The organism is Microbacterium sp. EF45047 (assembly GCF_028472845.1).
In the GTDB taxonomy this organism is placed as follows: Bacteria; Actinomycetota; Actinomycetes; order Actinomycetales; family Microbacteriaceae; genus Microbacterium; species Microbacterium neungamense.
The window spans coordinates 1,225,040-1,241,427 of record NZ_CP069429.1 but is presented as its reverse complement, the minus strand read 5'-3'; the positions used below and the strand labels follow the sequence as shown (position 1 = coordinate 1,241,427).

The 16,388-nt window shown below is 71.6% G+C and carries 15 protein-coding genes; 5 read left to right on the top strand and 10 right to left on the bottom strand.

The window, feature by feature from the left end:
• Window positions 1-106 precede the first annotated feature (106 nt).
• The gene (locus JRG78_RS05960) at window positions 107-592 is read left to right on the top strand and encodes a Dps family protein (RefSeq protein ID WP_259608083.1); all 486 of its coding nucleotides are present in this window, start codon (window positions 107-109) and stop codon (window positions 590-592) included.
• Between the two features lie 84 nt (window positions 593-676).
• Here JRG78_RS05960 and JRG78_RS05955 read toward each other — a convergent pair whose 3' ends face one another.
• The 5 genes from JRG78_RS05955 to JRG78_RS05935 form a co-directional block, all read right to left on the bottom strand.
• Window positions 677-2,164, bottom strand: coding sequence for an amidohydrolase (locus JRG78_RS05955; RefSeq protein WP_272653768.1), 1,488 nt, complete (start codon window positions 2,162-2,164; stop codon window positions 677-679).
• Window positions 2,161-3,645, bottom strand: coding sequence for an alanine/glycine:cation symporter family protein (locus JRG78_RS05950; protein WP_272653767.1), 1,485 nt, complete (start codon window positions 3,643-3,645; stop codon window positions 2,161-2,163). The genes JRG78_RS05955 and JRG78_RS05950 overlap by 4 nt, the downstream gene beginning before the upstream one ends.
• A gap of 81 nt (window positions 3,646-3,726) precedes the next feature.
• Window positions 3,727-4,725: an Fpg/Nei family DNA glycosylase gene (locus JRG78_RS05945; protein WP_272653766.1), complete on the bottom strand. Its 999-nt coding sequence runs from the start codon at window positions 4,723-4,725 to the stop codon at window positions 3,727-3,729.
• A gap of 1 nt (window position 4,726) precedes the next feature.
• Window positions 4,727-5,212, bottom strand: coding sequence for a ribose-5-phosphate isomerase (locus JRG78_RS05940; RefSeq protein ID WP_272653765.1), 486 nt, complete (start codon window positions 5,210-5,212; stop codon window positions 4,727-4,729).
• Between the two features lie 48 nt (window positions 5,213-5,260).
• Window positions 5,261-6,442, bottom strand: a complete 1,182-nt coding sequence (locus JRG78_RS05935) for a ferrochelatase (RefSeq protein ID WP_272653764.1) — start codon at window positions 6,440-6,442, stop codon at window positions 5,261-5,263.
• A gap of 142 nt (window positions 6,443-6,584) precedes the next feature.
• Between JRG78_RS05935 and pepN the strand changes: the two genes are divergently transcribed.
• The 3 genes from pepN (at window position 6,585) to JRG78_RS05920 (ending at window position 10,758) form a co-directional block, all read left to right on the top strand.
• The gene (gene pepN / locus JRG78_RS05930) at window positions 6,585-9,158 is read left to right on the top strand and encodes an aminopeptidase N (RefSeq protein WP_272653763.1); all 2,574 of its coding nucleotides are present in this window, start codon (window positions 6,585-6,587) and stop codon (window positions 9,156-9,158) included.
• Window positions 9,159-9,229: 71 nt separating this feature from the next.
• A complete protein-coding gene (locus JRG78_RS05925; RefSeq protein ID WP_259608138.1) occupies window positions 9,230-10,312 on the top strand; it encodes a mechanosensitive ion channel family protein in 1,083 nt (360 codons plus the stop codon).
• Window positions 10,309-10,758 carry a globin gene (locus tag JRG78_RS05920; protein WP_259608076.1) on the top strand — a complete coding sequence of 150 codons (450 nt, stop codon included), beginning with the start codon at window positions 10,309-10,311 and terminating at the stop codon, window positions 10,756-10,758. The genes JRG78_RS05925 and JRG78_RS05920 overlap by 4 nt, the downstream gene beginning before the upstream one ends.
• 29 nt (window positions 10,759-10,787) lie before the next feature.
• On the opposite strand, the gene JRG78_RS05915 is transcribed toward JRG78_RS05920, so the two are convergent.
• Window positions 10,788-11,453, bottom strand: a complete 666-nt coding sequence (locus JRG78_RS05915) for a hypothetical protein (RefSeq protein ID WP_259608075.1) — start codon at window positions 11,451-11,453, stop codon at window positions 10,788-10,790.
• A gap of 43 nt (window positions 11,454-11,496) precedes the next feature.
• On the opposite strand from JRG78_RS05915, the gene JRG78_RS05910 reads away from it, so the two are divergent.
• The gene (locus JRG78_RS05910; RefSeq protein WP_259608074.1) at window positions 11,497-12,390 is read left to right on the top strand and encodes an acyl-CoA thioesterase; all 894 of its coding nucleotides are present in this window, start codon (window positions 11,497-11,499) and stop codon (window positions 12,388-12,390) included.
• A gap of 6 nt (window positions 12,391-12,396) precedes the next feature.
• Here the strand turns inward: JRG78_RS05910 and JRG78_RS05905 are convergent, their stop codons facing one another.
• The 4 genes from JRG78_RS05905 to JRG78_RS05890 all read right to left on the bottom strand — a co-directional run bounded on the left by JRG78_RS05905 (window position 12,397) and on the right by JRG78_RS05890 (window position 16,345).
• Complete coding sequence (locus JRG78_RS05905; RefSeq protein ID WP_259608073.1) at window positions 12,397-12,873, bottom strand: acyl-CoA thioesterase; 477 nt, start codon at window positions 12,871-12,873, stop codon at window positions 12,397-12,399.
• Window positions 12,866-14,545, bottom strand: a complete 1,680-nt coding sequence (gene ettA, locus JRG78_RS05900) for an energy-dependent translational throttle protein EttA (protein ID WP_259608072.1) — start codon at window positions 14,543-14,545, stop codon at window positions 12,866-12,868. Before ettA ends, JRG78_RS05905 begins: the two co-directional genes overlap by 8 nt.
• Before the next feature lie 101 nt (window positions 14,546-14,646).
• On the bottom strand, window positions 14,647-15,642 hold the full coding sequence (locus JRG78_RS05895; RefSeq protein ID WP_272653762.1) for a bile acid:sodium symporter family protein: 996 nt from the start codon (window positions 15,640-15,642) through the stop codon (window positions 14,647-14,649).
• Window positions 15,643-15,784: 142 nt separating this feature from the next.
• Window positions 15,785-16,345, bottom strand: coding sequence for a DUF6993 domain-containing protein (locus tag JRG78_RS05890; protein ID WP_272653761.1), 561 nt, complete (start codon window positions 16,343-16,345; stop codon window positions 15,785-15,787).
• Window positions 16,346-16,388 lie beyond the last annotated feature (43 nt).

The window sequence follows — 16,388 nt, the reverse complement described above, 5'->3', positions numbered from 1 at the left end:
CCGGAATCCCGCGGCACTAAGCGTTGCCTCAGCTTGCTTGCGGAATGCGGAGGGCTGAGTAGCGTTGGACATGTCAGGCCCGGAAAACACACACTCGGAGGATCCCATGAGCAAGGCACAGACCGTCCCCACCACCGCCGTCGACCCGACCATCGCGGCCGCCGCCGCACAGTTCCTCTCCCCGATCGTCCTGGGTCTGGAGGCGCTCACCGTCAACGGCAAGCAGGCGCACTGGCACGTCCGCGGCGCGAACTTCGTCGGCGTCCACGAGCTGCTCGACACGATCGTCGCCCACGCGGGCGAGTTCGCCGACACCGCCGCGGAGCGGATCGTCGCGCTCGGCCTGCCGATCGACGCCCGCCTGTCCACCGTCGCGGAGAAGGCCGGGAAGACCGCCGTTCCCGCCGGCTTCACCCAGTCCGACGACCTCGTCCGCGCCGTGATCAGCGACATCGACGCGATCCTCGCCGACGTCAAGGCCGCGATCGAGGGCCTGGACGAGGTCGACCTGACCAGCCAGGACGTCGCGATCGAGATCATGCGCGGTCTCGAGAAGGACCGCTGGTTCCTGGTCTCCCACATCGCCGCCTGACGCCCGACGACCCGAGCCCGCCCGTTCCCGACCCCGGGAGCGGGCGGGCTCCGTCGTGTCGGCCGCGTGGTCTCCGGTTTCGTCTCAGCCGAGGTGCGTGAGGCGTCCGCCCAGCAGCGTCGCCGCCACCGGCATCCCGCGCAGCTCGGCGGCCGACGCCGTCCGCGGGTCCCGCCCGCACACGGCGAGGTCGGCGTCCGCTCCGGGGCGCAGCTCCGCCTCCCCGTGCCGGCTGCTCGCGCGCAGGGCGGTGGACACCGGTACCCGCTCCTCGGGATGCCAGGGCGCCCGGTCGTCCCCGGTGCGGGCGACCGCGGCGGCGATGCCCAGCCAGGGGTCCAGCGGCGCGACCGGGGCATCCGATCCGAACCGCACCGGGACGCCGGCGGCGAACAGCGAGGCGAGCGGATAGCCGATGGCGTCCTGGTCGCGCCACAGACGCGTCGCGAGATCCCTGTCGTCCACGGCGTGCTGCGGCTGCACGCTCGCGACGACGCCGAGCCGGCCGAACCGGGCGAGATCGGCGTGCCGCACCAGCTGCGCGTGTTCGATGGTGCCGCGCGCCTGCGTGCAGGTGAACGCGTCGAGCGCCGCGGCCACGGCGCGGTCGCCGATCGCGTGCACCGCGACGTCGATGCCGGCCGCGGTCGCCGTGGTGAGCAGCTCGCGCAGCTCGTCCGGTGCGATGGTGAGCACGCCGGTGTTGCCGGGGTCGTCGGCGTAGGCGTGCGAGCAGGCGGCGGTGCGGGTGCCCAGGGATCCGTCGGAGATGAGCTTGAGCGGGCCGACCCGCACCAGCCCGCCGGTATCCGGGAGCTCCGCACCGGTGCGCAGGCCCTCGTCGATCGCGCGGGTCAGCCCGGGCGGGTAGAACGCGAACTCGACATGGTGCAGGTCGAAGCCGGCCACGCAGCGCCGCCGCCACGCTTCGGCGTTCCAGGCCATGTCGAAGTCCACGATCCCGGTCACGCCGCGCGCCGCTGCGCGGCGTCCGGCCTCCTGCACCGCGGCGTCCGCCAGCGCGTCGTCTGCGGCGTTCAGCCGGCGGGAGATCTCGAAGGCCTCCTCCTCGCGCAGCATGCCGTCCTGGGCGGGCGGGAAGCCCTCCCGCCGGAACGCGGCCGAGTTCAGCCACACGCTGTGCACGTCGGCGTTGATCAGGTAGGTCGGCACGTCGCCGGTGACCGCGTCCAGGGCGGCGAGGTCCGGGCGATCGGGCCACAGGCCGTCGCGCATGCCGGCGCCGACACGGCGGCCGTCGGGCAGCGGTGCGGCGGCCGCCATCACCGCCGCCGCCTCCGCCGCGCTGCGCACCCCGCCGAGAGGGACCCGCTGGGAGTCCAGCGCCCACTGCACGGTGTGCACGTGATGGTCCCAGAGCCCCGGCAGCACCCAGCATCCGTCGGCCTCGAGCACCGCCCCGCCGGGGGTGAGCGCGCCCGCCGGGGCGATGTCCGCGATCCGCCCGTCCGCGATCGCGATGTCGATCGGATCGTCGGATCCGAACAGCGCCGCCCCGTCGACGGGACGCGCGCCGCGGATGAGGGAGATGCGCTCGCCCGCGGCAGTCACGCCTTCCCGCCGTCGGCGACCGGGACGGCCTGGGTCTTCCACTCCTCCCAGCCGGGTTCGCCGGCCATGAAGGCGTCGACCTCCGCGGTCGTGGCGCGCAGCTTCGGATCGTTGTCCAGGTACTTCTTGGTCTCCCGCGCCACGAGACCGGACAGGATGAGCAGGCCGATCAGGTTCGGCAGCGCCATCAGGCCGTTCATCACGTCGGAGAACGTCCAGACCAGGCTCAGCTGCACCGTGCAGCCGACGAACACGACCAGCGAGAACAGGATGCGGAACGGCATCACCGCCCGCCGGCCGAGGAGGCGCTCGATGTTCCGCTCGCCGTAATACGACCAGCCGAGGATCGTGGAGCCGGCGAACATCACCAGGCCGATGGTGACGATGTAGTGGCCCCAGTCGCCGGGCAGACCGTGCGAGAAGGCGGCGCCGGTCATCACGGCCGGGCTGATCTGCTGCCCGGTGGCCGGGTCGATGTCGTCCCAGGTGCCGGTCGCGATGATCACCAGGCCGGTGCAGGTGACCACGATGATCGTGTCGATGAAGGTCTGCGTCATCGAGACCAGGCCCTGACGGACCGGATGACTGGTCTTCGCGGCCGCGGCGGCGATGGCCGCCGACCCCATGCCGGACTCGTTCGAGAAGATGCCGCGGGCCACGCCGTACTGCACGGCGATGATGATCGCCGACCCCGCGAATCCGCCCACCGCGCTGGTGCCGGTGAACGCGTCCGTGAAGATCTGCGCGAACGCCGCCGGCAGGGCGCCCACGTTGACGATGAGGATGTACAGCGCACCCAGGACGTAGAAGATGATCATGATCGGCACGAAGCCTGCGGTGACGCGGCCGATCGACTTGATGCCGCCGACCAGCACGAGCAGCGCGAACACCGTCAGTGCGATGCCGGTGACCCAGGTGGGGACGCTGAAGCTCGCCTCGAGGTTGCTCGCGATCGAGTTGCCCTGGGTCATGTTGCCGATGCCGAAGCAGGCGATGACGGCCGCGATGGCGAAGAACAGCGCGAGGAACCTGCCGAACGGGCCGGGAATGCCGCGCGCCAGATAGTACTGGGGGCCGCCCGACTTCTCCCCCGCGTCGTCGGTCTTGCGGAAGCGCACGCCGAGGAAGGCCTCGGAGTACTTCGACGCCATGCCGAGCAGGCCGGTGACCCACATCCAGAACAGGGCGCCCGGACCGCCGATGCCGATCGCGGTGGCGACGCCGACGATGTTGCCGGTGCCGACGGTGGCGGCCAGCGCGGTGGTGAGCGCCTGGAACTGGGAGATGTCGCCGTCGGCGCCGGGGTCCTTGCGCGTGAACAGGCCCAGCCGGAGGGCCGCGCCCAGGCGCAGGAACTGCAGGCCGCCGAGGCGGATGGTCAGGTACAGCCCGGTGCCCAGCAGCAGCGGGATGAGGAAGAACGGCCCCCAGATGAAGCCGCTGAGGGCGCCGAGCGCCTGTTCAAGACCGGTCAGGTCCATGCCGTCTCCTGTCGTGCGTCGTCGCGATGGGACTCCGTCATCCTACGCACGGGGGCGGGCCATCCTCGGCAGGCGCGGCGCTCAGCGCTGGCAGGACGGGCACCAGTACAGCTTGCGGGCGCCGATCTCCTCGAGGGCGATCTCGGTGCCGCACACGCGGCACGGCAGCCCGGCGCGGTGGTACACCCAGTGCCGGTCGTCGCGGTGGGCCATCGCCGCGCGGTACTGCTCCGGGGTGAGGTCGTCCATGGTCATCATCTGGCCGGTCTCCACGCCGATCGCCAGCAGCTTCACCCAGTCCCGCCACAACTCCCGCACCACCTCCTCGGGCACGTCGCGGCCGGGCGTGTGCGGGTTCAGGCGGGCGCGGAACAGCATCTCGGCGCGGTACACGTTGCCGATGCCGCTGATCACCGCCTGGTCCATCAGCAGCAGCGCGATCGGGGTGGCCTTGCGGCGCACCGTCCGCACGAAGCGCTCCTCGCCCTCGGCGGGGTCGCCCACCAGCGGATCGGGACCGAGCCTGGCCACGGTGGCGAGCATCTCGTCCGGCGTCTGCAGTTCGCACGCGGTCGGGCCGCGCAGGTCGGCGCAGGTGATGTCGGTGAGCAGCCGCAACCGCACCTGCCCGACCACGGGCGGCGGCCACTGATCGCCCTCGTCGGCCAGACCGCTGGTCTGCTCCGACATCCGCACGTGCACGCGCGCCCGTCGGGGCGCGCCGATCGAGGACAGCGAGTTCTCGCCCGCGTCGTCGAAGATCGCCTCGCCGAGGTCGGTGCCGCGCTGGTTGGTCTGCCCCATCCGCCCGTTCGCGGAGGCGATGGTCGGGTCGACGAGGATCTCGCCAGAGAAGTCCCAGGCGCCGTACAGGCCGAGATGCACCCGCAGCCACAGCTCGCCCTCGACCTCGAGGAACATCTGCTTGCCGACGGCCTTCGCCTGCAGCGCTTCGCGCCCGTCGAGCACCGCCGCGCCCTCGGCGAAGCGGCCCTGCGGGCTGGACGCCTGCAGCGTCTTGCCGACGAAGTTGCGCTGGAACTGCCGGGCGATCCGGTGGACGGAATGACCCTCGGGCATGTCACGCCCGCGGATCCGGCAGCAGCGACCCGTCGCGCTCGAAGTCCGCGATCTGCCGGATGCGGCGCACGTGCCGCTCGTCCCCCGAGAACGGGGTGCCGATGAAGCGGTCGATGAAGGAGACGACCTCCTCGAAGGTGTGCTGCCGGGCGCCGATCGAGACGACGTTCGCGTCGTTGTGCTCGCGCGCCAGCTCGGCCGTGGACAGGTTCCACACCAGCGCGGCACGGATGCCCTGGACCTTGTTCGCCGCGATCTGCTCCCCGTTGCCGGAACCGCCGAACACGACGCCGAGGGCGTCCACGCCCGCCGCCTGGTCGGCGACGACGGCCTGCGCGGCGCGGATGCAGAAGGCCGGATAGTCGTCGACGGGGTCGTACTCGACCGGGCCGTGGTCGACCACCTCGTGCCCGGCGGACCGGAGGTGCTCCTGCAGCCGGGTCGAGAAGTCCAGGCCGGCGTGATCGGTGGCGATGTGGATGCGCATGGGGTCAATCCTATTCGCGGGCGTCGACAGGCTCCGCGTGCGGTGGGGTCAGGGGGCGAGACCGGCGGCGGCGGGCTTGAAGCCGGCGCGGACCTTCTCGCAGCATCCGGGCCGGCACACGTCGTACGACGGCAGGGCGGTGACGTGATCACGCTCGGCGTCCGGTCGCCCCTCCAGCCGTTCCCGCACCAGGTCGACGATGCCGGAGACGAACGCGGGCGAGACCCCCGGGGTGGGCGTGCGCGCGAACCGCAGGCCGGCGTCTGCCGCGGCCTGCGCGGCCTCGGTGTCCAGGTCCCAGAGGACCTCCATGTGGTCGCTCATGAAGCCCACCGGCACGACGACGACGGCCTTCCGGCCGCGGCCGGGCAGCTCCTCGATCACGTCGCACACGTCCGGCTCGAGCCACGGCTGCGAGAGCGGGCCGGAGCGGGACTGGTAGACGAGCTCCCACGGCACGTCGCCGGCCGCGGGCAGCAGCTGCGCCACCCGATCCATCACCCAGGCCGCGACCGCCTCGTGCTGGGCGGCGTACGCGCCGCCCTCGCCCCAGTCGATGTCGCGCGGGCCGGACCGCTCGGCGTCCGCGGTGGGGATGCTGTGCGTGGAGAAGAGCACCTGCACCTCCTCCGGGGCGATCCCCTCGCCGAGCATGCCCGCGATCGCGACGTGGACGCCGTCGACGAACGCCTGCACGAAGCCGGGGTGGTCGAAGAACGGCCGGATCTTGTCGATCGTGACGACGCCGCCGAGAGAGGTGGCCTCCAGCACGCGGGCGAAGTCCTCGCGGTACTGCCGGCAGCTGGAGAAGGAGCTGTAGGCGCTGGTGGCGAAGGCCAGCAGCGTGGTGTCGCCGTTGCGGGCCGCCTCGGCGACGGCGTCCTCGAGGTACGGTGCCCAGTTCCGGTTGCCCCAGTACACCGGCAGGTCGATGCCCTGCGCGGCGAGCTCCGCCTCCAGCGCGGCCTTCAGCTCGCGGTTCTGCGCGTTGATCGGGCTCACCCCGCCGAAGTGCCGGTAGTGGTGGGCGACCTCCTCGAGCCGCTCGTCCGGGATCCCGCGGCCCCGGGTCACGTTCCGCAGGAAGGGGATGACGTCCTCCTGCCCTTCGGGACCTCCGAATCCGGCGAGCAGGATCGCGTCGTACGCGACCGGCTCCTCGACGTGGCGGGGGCCGCCCGCAGCGGCGGGCGACGCGTGGGGAACGGCATCCGATGCGTTGACAGTCACCCTGTCATCCTCGCATCCGAACCCTATGAGCGAGCGCGGAGGAGATGCGCGGCGCCCGCTCTGGCGTAGGCTGTCAGGGTTGTCGCCGGCGCCAGCAGCGTCGGCTTTGGGACGACATCCCCTCACCCCTGGGAGAACAGCTGTGCCTGGAGAGAACCTCACCCGCATCGAAGCGCAGGAGCGCCGCGCCGTCATCGACACGCGTTCCTACGAGATCGCCCTCGATCTCACCAAGGGCGCCGAGGTGTTCGGATCGCGCAGCGTCGTGCGCTTCTCCGCGACGCCGGGGAGCTTCACGTTCATCGACCTCATCGCGCGCGAGGTGCGCGAGATCTCGCTCAACGGTGAGCAGCTCGACCCGAACGAGGTGTTCGCGGACTCGCGCATCGCGCTGAGCGGCCTGCAGGAGGAGAACGTCCTCGTCGTGGACGCCGACTGCCTGTACACGAACACCGGCGAGGGCCTGCACCGCTTCGTCGATCCGGTCGACGGCGAGGTGTACCTGTACACCCAGTTCGAGGTGCCCGACTCCCGGCGGGTGTTCGCGGTGTTCGAGCAACCCGACCTGAAGGCGACGTTCCAGTTCACCGTCACGGCGCCGGCGGCGTGGACCGTGGTGTCGAACTCCCCCACGCCCGAGCCGATCGTGCACGACCCGTCCACGGGCAGCGAGCCGACCGCGACCTGGGGCTTCGAGCCCACCCCGCGCATCTCCTCGTACATCACGGCGCTCATCGCGGGGCCGTACGAGGCGACGTTCTCCGAGTTGACCAGCGCCTCCGGTCGCGTGATCCCGCTCGGCGTGTACGGCCGCAAGAGCCTGTGGCAGCACGTGGACGCCGAGGACATCTTCGAGAAGACCCGGCAGGGCTTCGCGTACTTCGAGTCGAAGTTCGGCGTCCCCTACCCGTTCGCGAAGTACGACCAGCTCTTCGTCCCCGAGTTCAACGCCGGCGCGATGGAGAACGCGGGCGCCGTCACCTTCACCGAGACGTACGTCTTCCGCAGCAAGGTGACGGATGCCGTGAAGGAGCGCCGCGTCGTCACGATCCTGCACGAGCTCGCGCACATGTGGTTCGGCGACCTGGTGACGATGAAGTGGTGGAACGACCTCTGGCTGAACGAGTCGTTCGCCGAGTGGGCCTCCACGATCGCCACGGCGGAGGCCACGGAGTGGACCGAGGCGTGGACGACCTTCAACGCGATGGAGAAGACCTGGGCCTACCGACAGGACCAGCTGCCGTCCACGCATCCGATCGTCGCCGAGATCAACGACCTCGAGGACGTGCAGGTCAACTTCGACGGCATCACCTACGCCAAGGGCGGCTCGGTGCTCAAGCAGCTCGCCGCCTGGGTCGGCATCGAGGCGTTCTTCGCCGGGGTGTCGCAGTACTTCCAGAAGCACTCCTGGGGCAACACCGAGCTGAACGACCTGCTCGTCGAGCTGGAGGCGACCAGCGGGCGGGACCTCGGCACCTGGTCGAAGAAGTGGCTGGAGACGGCGGGCGTGAACACGCTCTCCCCGGTCATCGCCGAAGACGCCGAGGGCGTCATCACCCGCTTCGCGGTGACGCAGACCGCGCCGGCCGACTACCCGACCATCCGGCCGCACCGCCTCGGCATCGGCTTCTACGACCTGGTCGACGGCACCCTCGCGCGCAGGCACCACATCGAGGTCGACATCGACGGCGACCGCACCGAGATCCCGGAGCTGAACGGTCGCCGCCGCCCCGACCTGGTGCTCCTGAACGACGAGGACCTCGCCTACGCGAAGATCCGCCTGGACGAGCGCTCGCTGGCCACCGCGATCGCCCACCTCTCCGACATCGCCGATCCGCTGGCGCGCTCGCTGGTGTGGGGCGCCGCGTGGGACCAGACCCGCGACGCGGAGAGCGCGGCATCCGATTACATCGACCTGGTCCTCGGCAACATCGGCCGGGAGACCGAGTCGACCACGGTGCGCACCACGCTCGCTCAGCTGCAGACCGCGGTGAGCCTGTACGTCGCCCCGGAGAGCCGCGCGGCCGCGCGGGAGAAGGTCGCCGACCGGCTGTGGGCGCTCGCGCAGGAGGCCGCCCCGGGCGGCGACAACCAGCTGCAGTTCGTGACCGCGTTCGCCAACTCCCTGGTCACTCCCGAGCACGCCGGCATCGTCGGCCGCCTCCGCTCCGGCGAGGAGACCCTCCCGGGCCTGGAGATCGACGCCGACCTGTCCTGGCAGCTGCTGGTGGGCCTGGCCACGGTGGGCGCCACCGACACGCAGGCCATCGACGCCGCCCTCGCCGCCGACAACACCGCCAAGGGGGCCGAGTTCGCGTGGATGGCGAAGGCCGCACTGCCCACCCCCGAGGCCAAGCGCGCGGTGTGGGACGCCCTGGTCGAGCACGACGACCAGCCGAACACGATCGTCCGCTCGGCGGCGGCCGGCTTCGTCCACCCGGCGGGCGCGGCGGTGCTCGCGGAGTTCGTGCCGGCGTACTTCGACATGCTGCTGCCGGTGTGGGAGTCGCGCACCTATCAGATCGCGCAGTACCTCATCGTGGGCCTGTACCCGAAGGCGCTCGCCGACACCGCCCTGCGCGACGCGACCCGCTCCTGGCTGTCGGCGCACCAGGACGCCGCCCCGGCGCTGCGCCGCCTGGTGGCCGAGAACCTCGCCGACGTCGAGCGGGCCCTGGCCGCCCAGGCGAGGGATGCGGACCGCGACGACAGCTGATCGTCCGAACCCTCGGAGGCCTCCGCGCGCTCAGCCCGCACGGAGGCCTCCGTCGTTAGGATCGGGAGGTGATGCTGCTCCCCCTCGAGACCGCGCCGCCCGAACCCGACGTCACCGACCCCGGCTGGTGGGGCGCCGTCCTCGCCGGACTCGTCGAGATCGGCATGAAGGCGCTCGGCGTGCTGGCCATCATCGTCGCCTGCGTCCTGGTCGCGCTGATCCTGCGCGGTGTGATCCACCGCATCGTGAAGCGGATCGTGGACAGCGCGAAGAGCAAGGCCGCCGTCGACGACACGCAGGCCCTGGAGCGATCCCCGCTGGCCGACATGCGCCTGGTGCAGCGCACCCGCACCCTGGGGTCGATCCTGCAGAACATCGTGAACGTGATGCTGGTGGTCATCGCGATCGTGCTCATCGTGAACCACCTCTCCCCAAGCCTGCTCGGCTCGCTGACACTGCTCACCGCCGCCGTGGGGGCCGGCCTCGGCTTCGGCGCGCAGAACATCGTCAAGGACGTGCTGAACGGCATCTTCCTCGTCGCCGAGGACCAGATCGGCATCGGCGACGTCGTGGACCTGGGTCTGGCGACCGGCGTCGTGGAGTACGTCAGCGTCCGGGTCACCCAGGTCCGCGACGTGAACGGCACGCTGTGGTACGTCCGCAACGGCGAGGTCACCCGGATCGGGAACATGTCGCAGGGCTGGGCGCGCGCGATCATCGACCTCGGCGTGCCGCCGGACGCCGACCTCGCCGCCGTCGAGAAGGTGATGCTGGAGACCGCGCAGGGGCTGGCGAAGGACGCCAAGTGGCGCACCCGCATCATCGAGAAGCCGGAGATCTGGGGGCTGGAGTCGATCGACGGCGATGCGCTCGTGGTCCGCGTCGTGATGAAGACCAGGGCGAACGCGATGGACGACGTGTCGCAGGAGCTGCGCCGCCGGCTGCACGCCGCGCTCGCCGAGAGGGAGATCGGCATCCCGAAGATGTCCTCGGTGATGCTCACCGGGCTGGAGGGGGCGCGGCGGGTGCGCGGGGCGAACCCGCCGAAGACCCGGCCGAACGCCGTCACCGGCGTGCCGAAGCCGCTCGAGCGCGGCATCTGGCGGCGGAAGCGGCCCGCCGGCCAGCAGGACGATCAGGAGGCCCCGAAGTGACGTTCTACGACGAGGTCGGCGGCCACGCCACCTTCGAGAAGCTCGTCGCCGCGTTCTACCGCGGCGTCGCCGAGGACCCGGTGCTGCGTCCGATGTACCCGGAGGAGGATCTCGGACCGGCCGCCGAGCGGCTCACGCTGTTCCTGGTGCAGTACTGGGGCGGGCCGACCACCTACGGCGAGCGGCGCGGCCACCCGAGGCTGCGGATGCGGCACATGCCGTTCCACGTCGACCCGGACGCGCGCGATCGGTGGCTGCGGCACATGCGGGCGGCCGTGGACGAGCTCGGGCTGTCGCCGATGCACGAGGCCACGCTGTGGGACTACCTGGAGCGGGCGGCCCACGCCATGGTGAACACCTTCGAGCCCTCCGGCATCGGCCCCGCCCCCGGCGGGCGCCCGACGCTCGAGACGCGCGCGGCGGAGGACCCCGGCGCCACCGGCTGAGCCCGCTCTGCCGCGTGCGGCGGGTGCGCTCAGGCGCTCCGGCCGGTCGCCCTCACCTCGGTCAGACCCACGGCCGCCGGACCGCGGCTGAGCACGTGGCCGCGCTGGAACGCGAGCCGCGTCCAGCGGCCCGAGGCGGTGACCGGGACCCGCTCGGCGCCGGAGATGAACCCGAATGCCTGGGCCGCGAACGCGACCCCGCGCGGGAGGTCGCCGAGGTCGGCATCCGGCTCGCCCCACACCGACGCCCGCACCGCGCGCACGACGTCCTCCCCGGACTGCGTGCCGGTGGCGCGCGCCACGGCGGACATCCCCCACTGCGCCCGCTCGGCGATCGCCGAGGCGGTCAGCGCGGCGATCGGCGCCCACCCGCTGCGGGGCGGGGACACGCCCGCCCACGCGGGCGAACGCGCCGTGTCCGGCAGCTCCAGGGCCCGCTCATCGTCGCTGGCGCGCAGCTCGTCCACGACGAGGTCGCACTCCAGCTCGGGGTCGGCGTGCACGATGCGCATCGCCAGCACGGTCGGGGTGCGGTCGAACAGCCCCTGCGGGGCGAGTGCGGCGGCGGTGAGCACGAGCACGCCGCCGGAGGCCTGCAGCCGCACGCCGTCGTCGGAGATCGCCCGGGCGCGGCCGGCGAAGGTCAGCACATCGCGCGCGGTGGGCGCGTCGGCGAGGACGAGGCGAGGGGGCACGCCTCTAGACTACCGAGCAGGGACCGACCGGAAGCGGGGTGCGATGAGCGAGGACGGCAGCGCGAGGGAGTCCGTCGACCGGCTGCTGCGCGTGCTCGATCTCGCCGACTCGCAGGCGCGCACCACGGAGGACATCTTCACCGGCATCTCGCATCCGATGCCCACCGGCCGCATCTACGGCGGACAGGTGCTCGCCCAGTCGCTCATCGCCGCCGAACGCACGATGCCGGAGGGGCGCCACCTGCACTCCATGCACGGCTACTTCCTGCGGTCCGGCGACGCCGGCCAGGGCCTGACCATCGCGGTGGACCGGATCCACGACGGCCGCTCCTTCTCGACGCGCCGCTCGCAGGCGTATCAGAACGGCGTGCCGATCTTCTCCATGATCGCCTCCTTCCAGGACGACGGTCCCGGCGTCGAGCACGCCGCGCCCATGCCCGAAGGCATCCCGGCGCCGGAGGACGTGCCCGGCGACGAGGAGCTCGCGGCGTCCGTGCATCCGCTCACCGGACGGATGCTGCGCGACCGCCCCGCCGACCTGCGCCACGTCGAGGGGCCGATCTACCTCGCCCCCGGTGCGGAGCGCACGCCGCAGCAGGCGGTGTGGATGCGGATGCGGGCGCGCATGCCGGACGACCCGCGGCTTCACCAGGCGGCGCTCGCCTACCTGAGCGACATGACCATCCAGGAGTCGATCCTGCGCGCGCACGGCGTGGCCTGGTCGCTGCCCGGGCTGAAGGTCGCCAGTCTCGATCACGCCATGTGGTGGCACCGGTTCGCGCGGGTCGACGAGTGGCTGCTCTACCTGCAGGAGTCGCCGAACGCGCGCGGCGGCCGGGGGCTGGCCACCGGCCGGATCTACACCAGGGACGGGATGCTCGTCGCCAGCGTCGCGCAGGAGATCATGGTCCGGGTGCCGGACGAGTCCGCCCCGTGAGCCGGTTCAGCGCCGGTTGTACTCGATCGGGTCGCCGAGGTACGGCTCCCACGCGGCCCGCAGTTCCGGGGTGATCCGGGTCGGCCGGCCGGTCGCCGCGTCGACGAGGACGATGACCGCGGTGGAGCGGGCGTACAGCATCCGTCCGTCGCTCTCGGGATGGTTGTACACCTCGTAGCAGACCTCGACGCTGGAGCCGCCGAGCTTGCCGAACCACATCTGCACCTCGAGCGGGCGGCGCTGGTAGGGCACCGGCGCGAGGTACTCGATCTCCTGCCGCGCGATGAGCGTGAGGACGCCCTGCTCGATGCCGGAGTCGAGGAGCGCGGTCGGGGGCGCCTCCTCCCCCGGCGCGGCCTTCCAGAAGGCGCGCACGCGGGCCTCCTCCAGCAGCTTCAGCATGGAGGTGTTGTTGACGTGGTTGAACGCGTCGAGGTCGCCCCAGCGCAGCTGGATCGGGATGTGCAGCTTCCGGTCAGTCACGGGTGAGCTTGCGGTGCGTCGTGCGGTGCGGGCGGGCGGCCTCCGGGCCGAGACGCTCGATCTTGTTCCGCTCGTACGACTCGAAGTTGCCCTCGAACCAGTACCACTGCGCCGGGTTCTCGTCCGTGCCCTCGTAGGCGAGGATGTGCGTGGCGATGCGGTCGAGGAACCACCGGTCGTGGGTGATGACCACCGCGCACCCGGGGAACTCGAGGAGCGCGTTCTCGAGCGAGCTCAGGGTCTCCACGTCGAGGTCGTTGGTCGGCTCGTCGAGGAGCAGCAGGTTGCCGCCCTCCTTCAGGGTGAGCGCGAGGTTGAGGCGGTTGCGCTCACCGCCGGAGAGCACGCCCGCCTTCTTCTGCTGGTCCGGGCCCTTGAACCCGAACTTCGACACGTAGGCGCGGGACGGGATCTCGGTCTTGCCGACGGTGATGATGTCCAGCCCATCGGAGACGACCTCCCACAGCGTCTTCTCCGGGTCGATGTTCGCCCGGGACTGGTCGACGTAGCTGATCTTGACCGTCTCGCCGATCTTCAGGTCGCCGCCGTCGAGGGGCTCCAGACCGACGATGGTCTTGAACAGCGTGGTCTTGCCGACGCCGTTCGGACCGATCACGCCGACGATGCCGTTCGGCGGCAGGCTGAAGCTGAGGCCGTCGATGAGGGTGCGGTCGCCGAAGCCCTTCTGCAGGTTCTTCGCCTCGATCACGACGGTGCCCAGGCGCGGCCCCGGCGGGATCTGGATCTCCTCGAAGTCGAGCTTGCGGGTGCGCTCCGCCTCGGCCGCCATCTCCTCGTAGCGGGCCAGACGGGCCTTCGACTTGGTCTGGCGGCCCTTGGCGCTGGAGCGGACCCACTCCAGCTCGTCCTTCAGGCGCTTGGCGAGCTTGGCGTCCTTCTTGCCTTGGATGTCGAGGCGCTCGGCCTTCTTCTCCAGGTACGTCGAGTAGTTGCCCTCGTACCCGATCAGCCGCCCGCGGTCGACCTCCGCGATCCACTCCGCCACGTTGTCCAGGAAGTACCGGTCGTGGGTGATCGCGATCACGGCGCCCTTGTAGGACTGCAGGTGCTGCTCGAGCCAGAGCACGCTCTCTGCGTCGAGGTGGTTCGTGGGCTCGTCGAGCAGCAGCAGGTCGGGCTTCTGCAGCAGCAGCTTGGCCAGCGCCACGCGGCGCTTCTCACCGCCGGAGAGCGGGCCCACCGGGGCGTCGGCGGGCGGGGTGCGCAGCGCGTCCATGGCCTGCTCGAGCTGCGAGTCGAGGTCCCAGCCGTCCGCCGCGTCGATCTCCTCCTGCAGCACGCCCATCTCGGCGAGCAGGGCGTCGAAGTCGGCGTCCGGGTCGGCCATCAGTGCGGAGATCTCGTTGAACCGGTCGACCTTCGCCTTGATCGCCACGCCCTCCTGGATGTTCTCCAGCACGGTCTTCGACTCGTCCAGCTCGGGCTCCTGCATGAGGATGCCGACGCTGTAGCCCGGCGTGAGCTTGGCCTCGCCGTTGGAGGGCTGGTCGAGTCCGGCCATGATCTTCAGGATCGTCGACTTGCCGGCGCCGTTCGGGCCGACCATGCCGATCTTCGCGCCGGGCAGGAACGACATGGTGACGTCGTCGAGGATGACCTTGTCGCCCACGGCCTTGCGGGCTCGGACCATGGAATAGATGTACTCGGCCACGAAGCAGCGCTCCTTCTGTCGGCGGGCATGCGGATCGGGCGGCGGGCCCGACTCTCCAGCCTAACGGGTGGCGCGGACGGAGGCGGGCCGAGGGGTCGGCGTCAGCCGGCGCCGCGCGCGGCGGCGGCGCGGCGAGCGTCCGCCGGCACCCGGCGCGACCAGAACCCGGCGAGCAGAGAGCCGGAGACGTTGTGCCAGACCGAGAAGATCGCCGCCGGCAGCGCCGCCTCCGGGGTGAAGTGGGTGCGCGCGAGTCCCGCTGCCAGCCCGGAGTTCTGCATGCCGACCTCGATGCTCACAGCGCGCCGCGAGGCCTCGTCGAGGCCTGCGAGGCGGGCGGCTCCGTAGCCGAGGAGCAGCCCGACGCCGTTGAGGGCGATGACGACCGCGAAGATCAGCAGACCGGAGGCGAGGATCGTGGCGGCGCTGCCGGCGACCACGGCGAGGACGACGAGCGTGATGCCGACGACCGACACCAGCGGCATCCACGCGACGAGCACGTCCACGAGGCGGGGCAGGAAGCGGCGCAGCAGCAGGCCGACCGCGATCGGGATCAGCACGATCTGCACGATGGAGAGGAACAGGCCGGCCGCGTCCACCGGCAGGTAGGACCCGGCGAGGAAGAGGACCAGCAGCGGTGTGAGGATCGGCGCGAGGAGCGTCGAGACGGTGGTCATCGCGACGGACAGGGCGACGTCGCCCTTGGCGAGATAGGTCATCACGTTCGAGGCCGTGCCGCCCGGCGCGGATGCGACGAGGATCACACCGACGGCGATCGCCGGGTCCAGCTGCAGGAGCGTGACCAGCATCCAGCCGGTCGTGGGCATGACGATGTACTGCGCGAGCACCCCGATGAGGAGCGCGATGGATCGGCGGGCGACGATCGCGAAGTCGGACGCCCGCAGGGTCATCCCCATGCCGAGCATGATGATCATCAGCAGGGGCGTGATCCACGGTCCGAGGACCAGGAACGGCCCCGGGACGAACACGGCGATCGCCCCCGCCGCGAGCACGATCAGCGGGAACCAGGCTCCGGCGATCCGGCCGATGCGGGCTGCGGTGGTCTCAGGCGGAAGGGTCGATGCGTCGGTGTCCACCCGGACAGACTACCGAGATGCCGTTACATCCCCGGTCCCGCATGACGCGTCGGCGGGGCCGTGGGCCGGGCGTCCGGCCGGTGGGCAGGCTCGGTGGCGGCCCGGCCTTTCCGGGCGGCCCGGCCTTTCCGGGCGGCCCGGATCACCAGTCGATCGGCCGGGTCCGGCCGATGAGGCATCGCCCTCCGGCGAGCTGCGGCATCACCGCGGTCACCGGGTCGCCCGTGGACGGCCCCACCTGACCGATCAGGCACTGGCCGTCGGGCCACGCGACCGAGAACTGCAGGCTCTCGGCCGGATTGCCGACCGTGGACTCGTCCTCCGTCACCTGCATCCGCGCCTTGTCGAACCCCGCGGCGACGAGCGCGTCGATGTACGCCCGGCCCCGCGCACGATCCTCCGACGCCCACACGCCGGCGGCGACGTGCGCGAACAGCGGCAGATTGTCCGCCGCGGTCCCCTCCGGATGCAGCACCGGCGGCTCCGCCGCGGGCGGCGGTGCGGCACCGGGGCCGGTCGTCTCCCCGGGAGGAGCGCTCGACCCGGGCGGGACCGACGACGCCCCGGCGGTCGGGGCCGCCGTGTCCCGGGCATCCGGAGCCGGCTGCCCGCACCCGGTCAGCGCCAGCAGGAGCGCGAGCACCGCCCCGTACCGCCAGGGGCGGACGCTGCGGGGTGCGGCGGCGGACGATCCAGGGGGCACGCCCGTAGTCTAGGCGTCCGGCATCCGCCCGCCGCCGCAGACC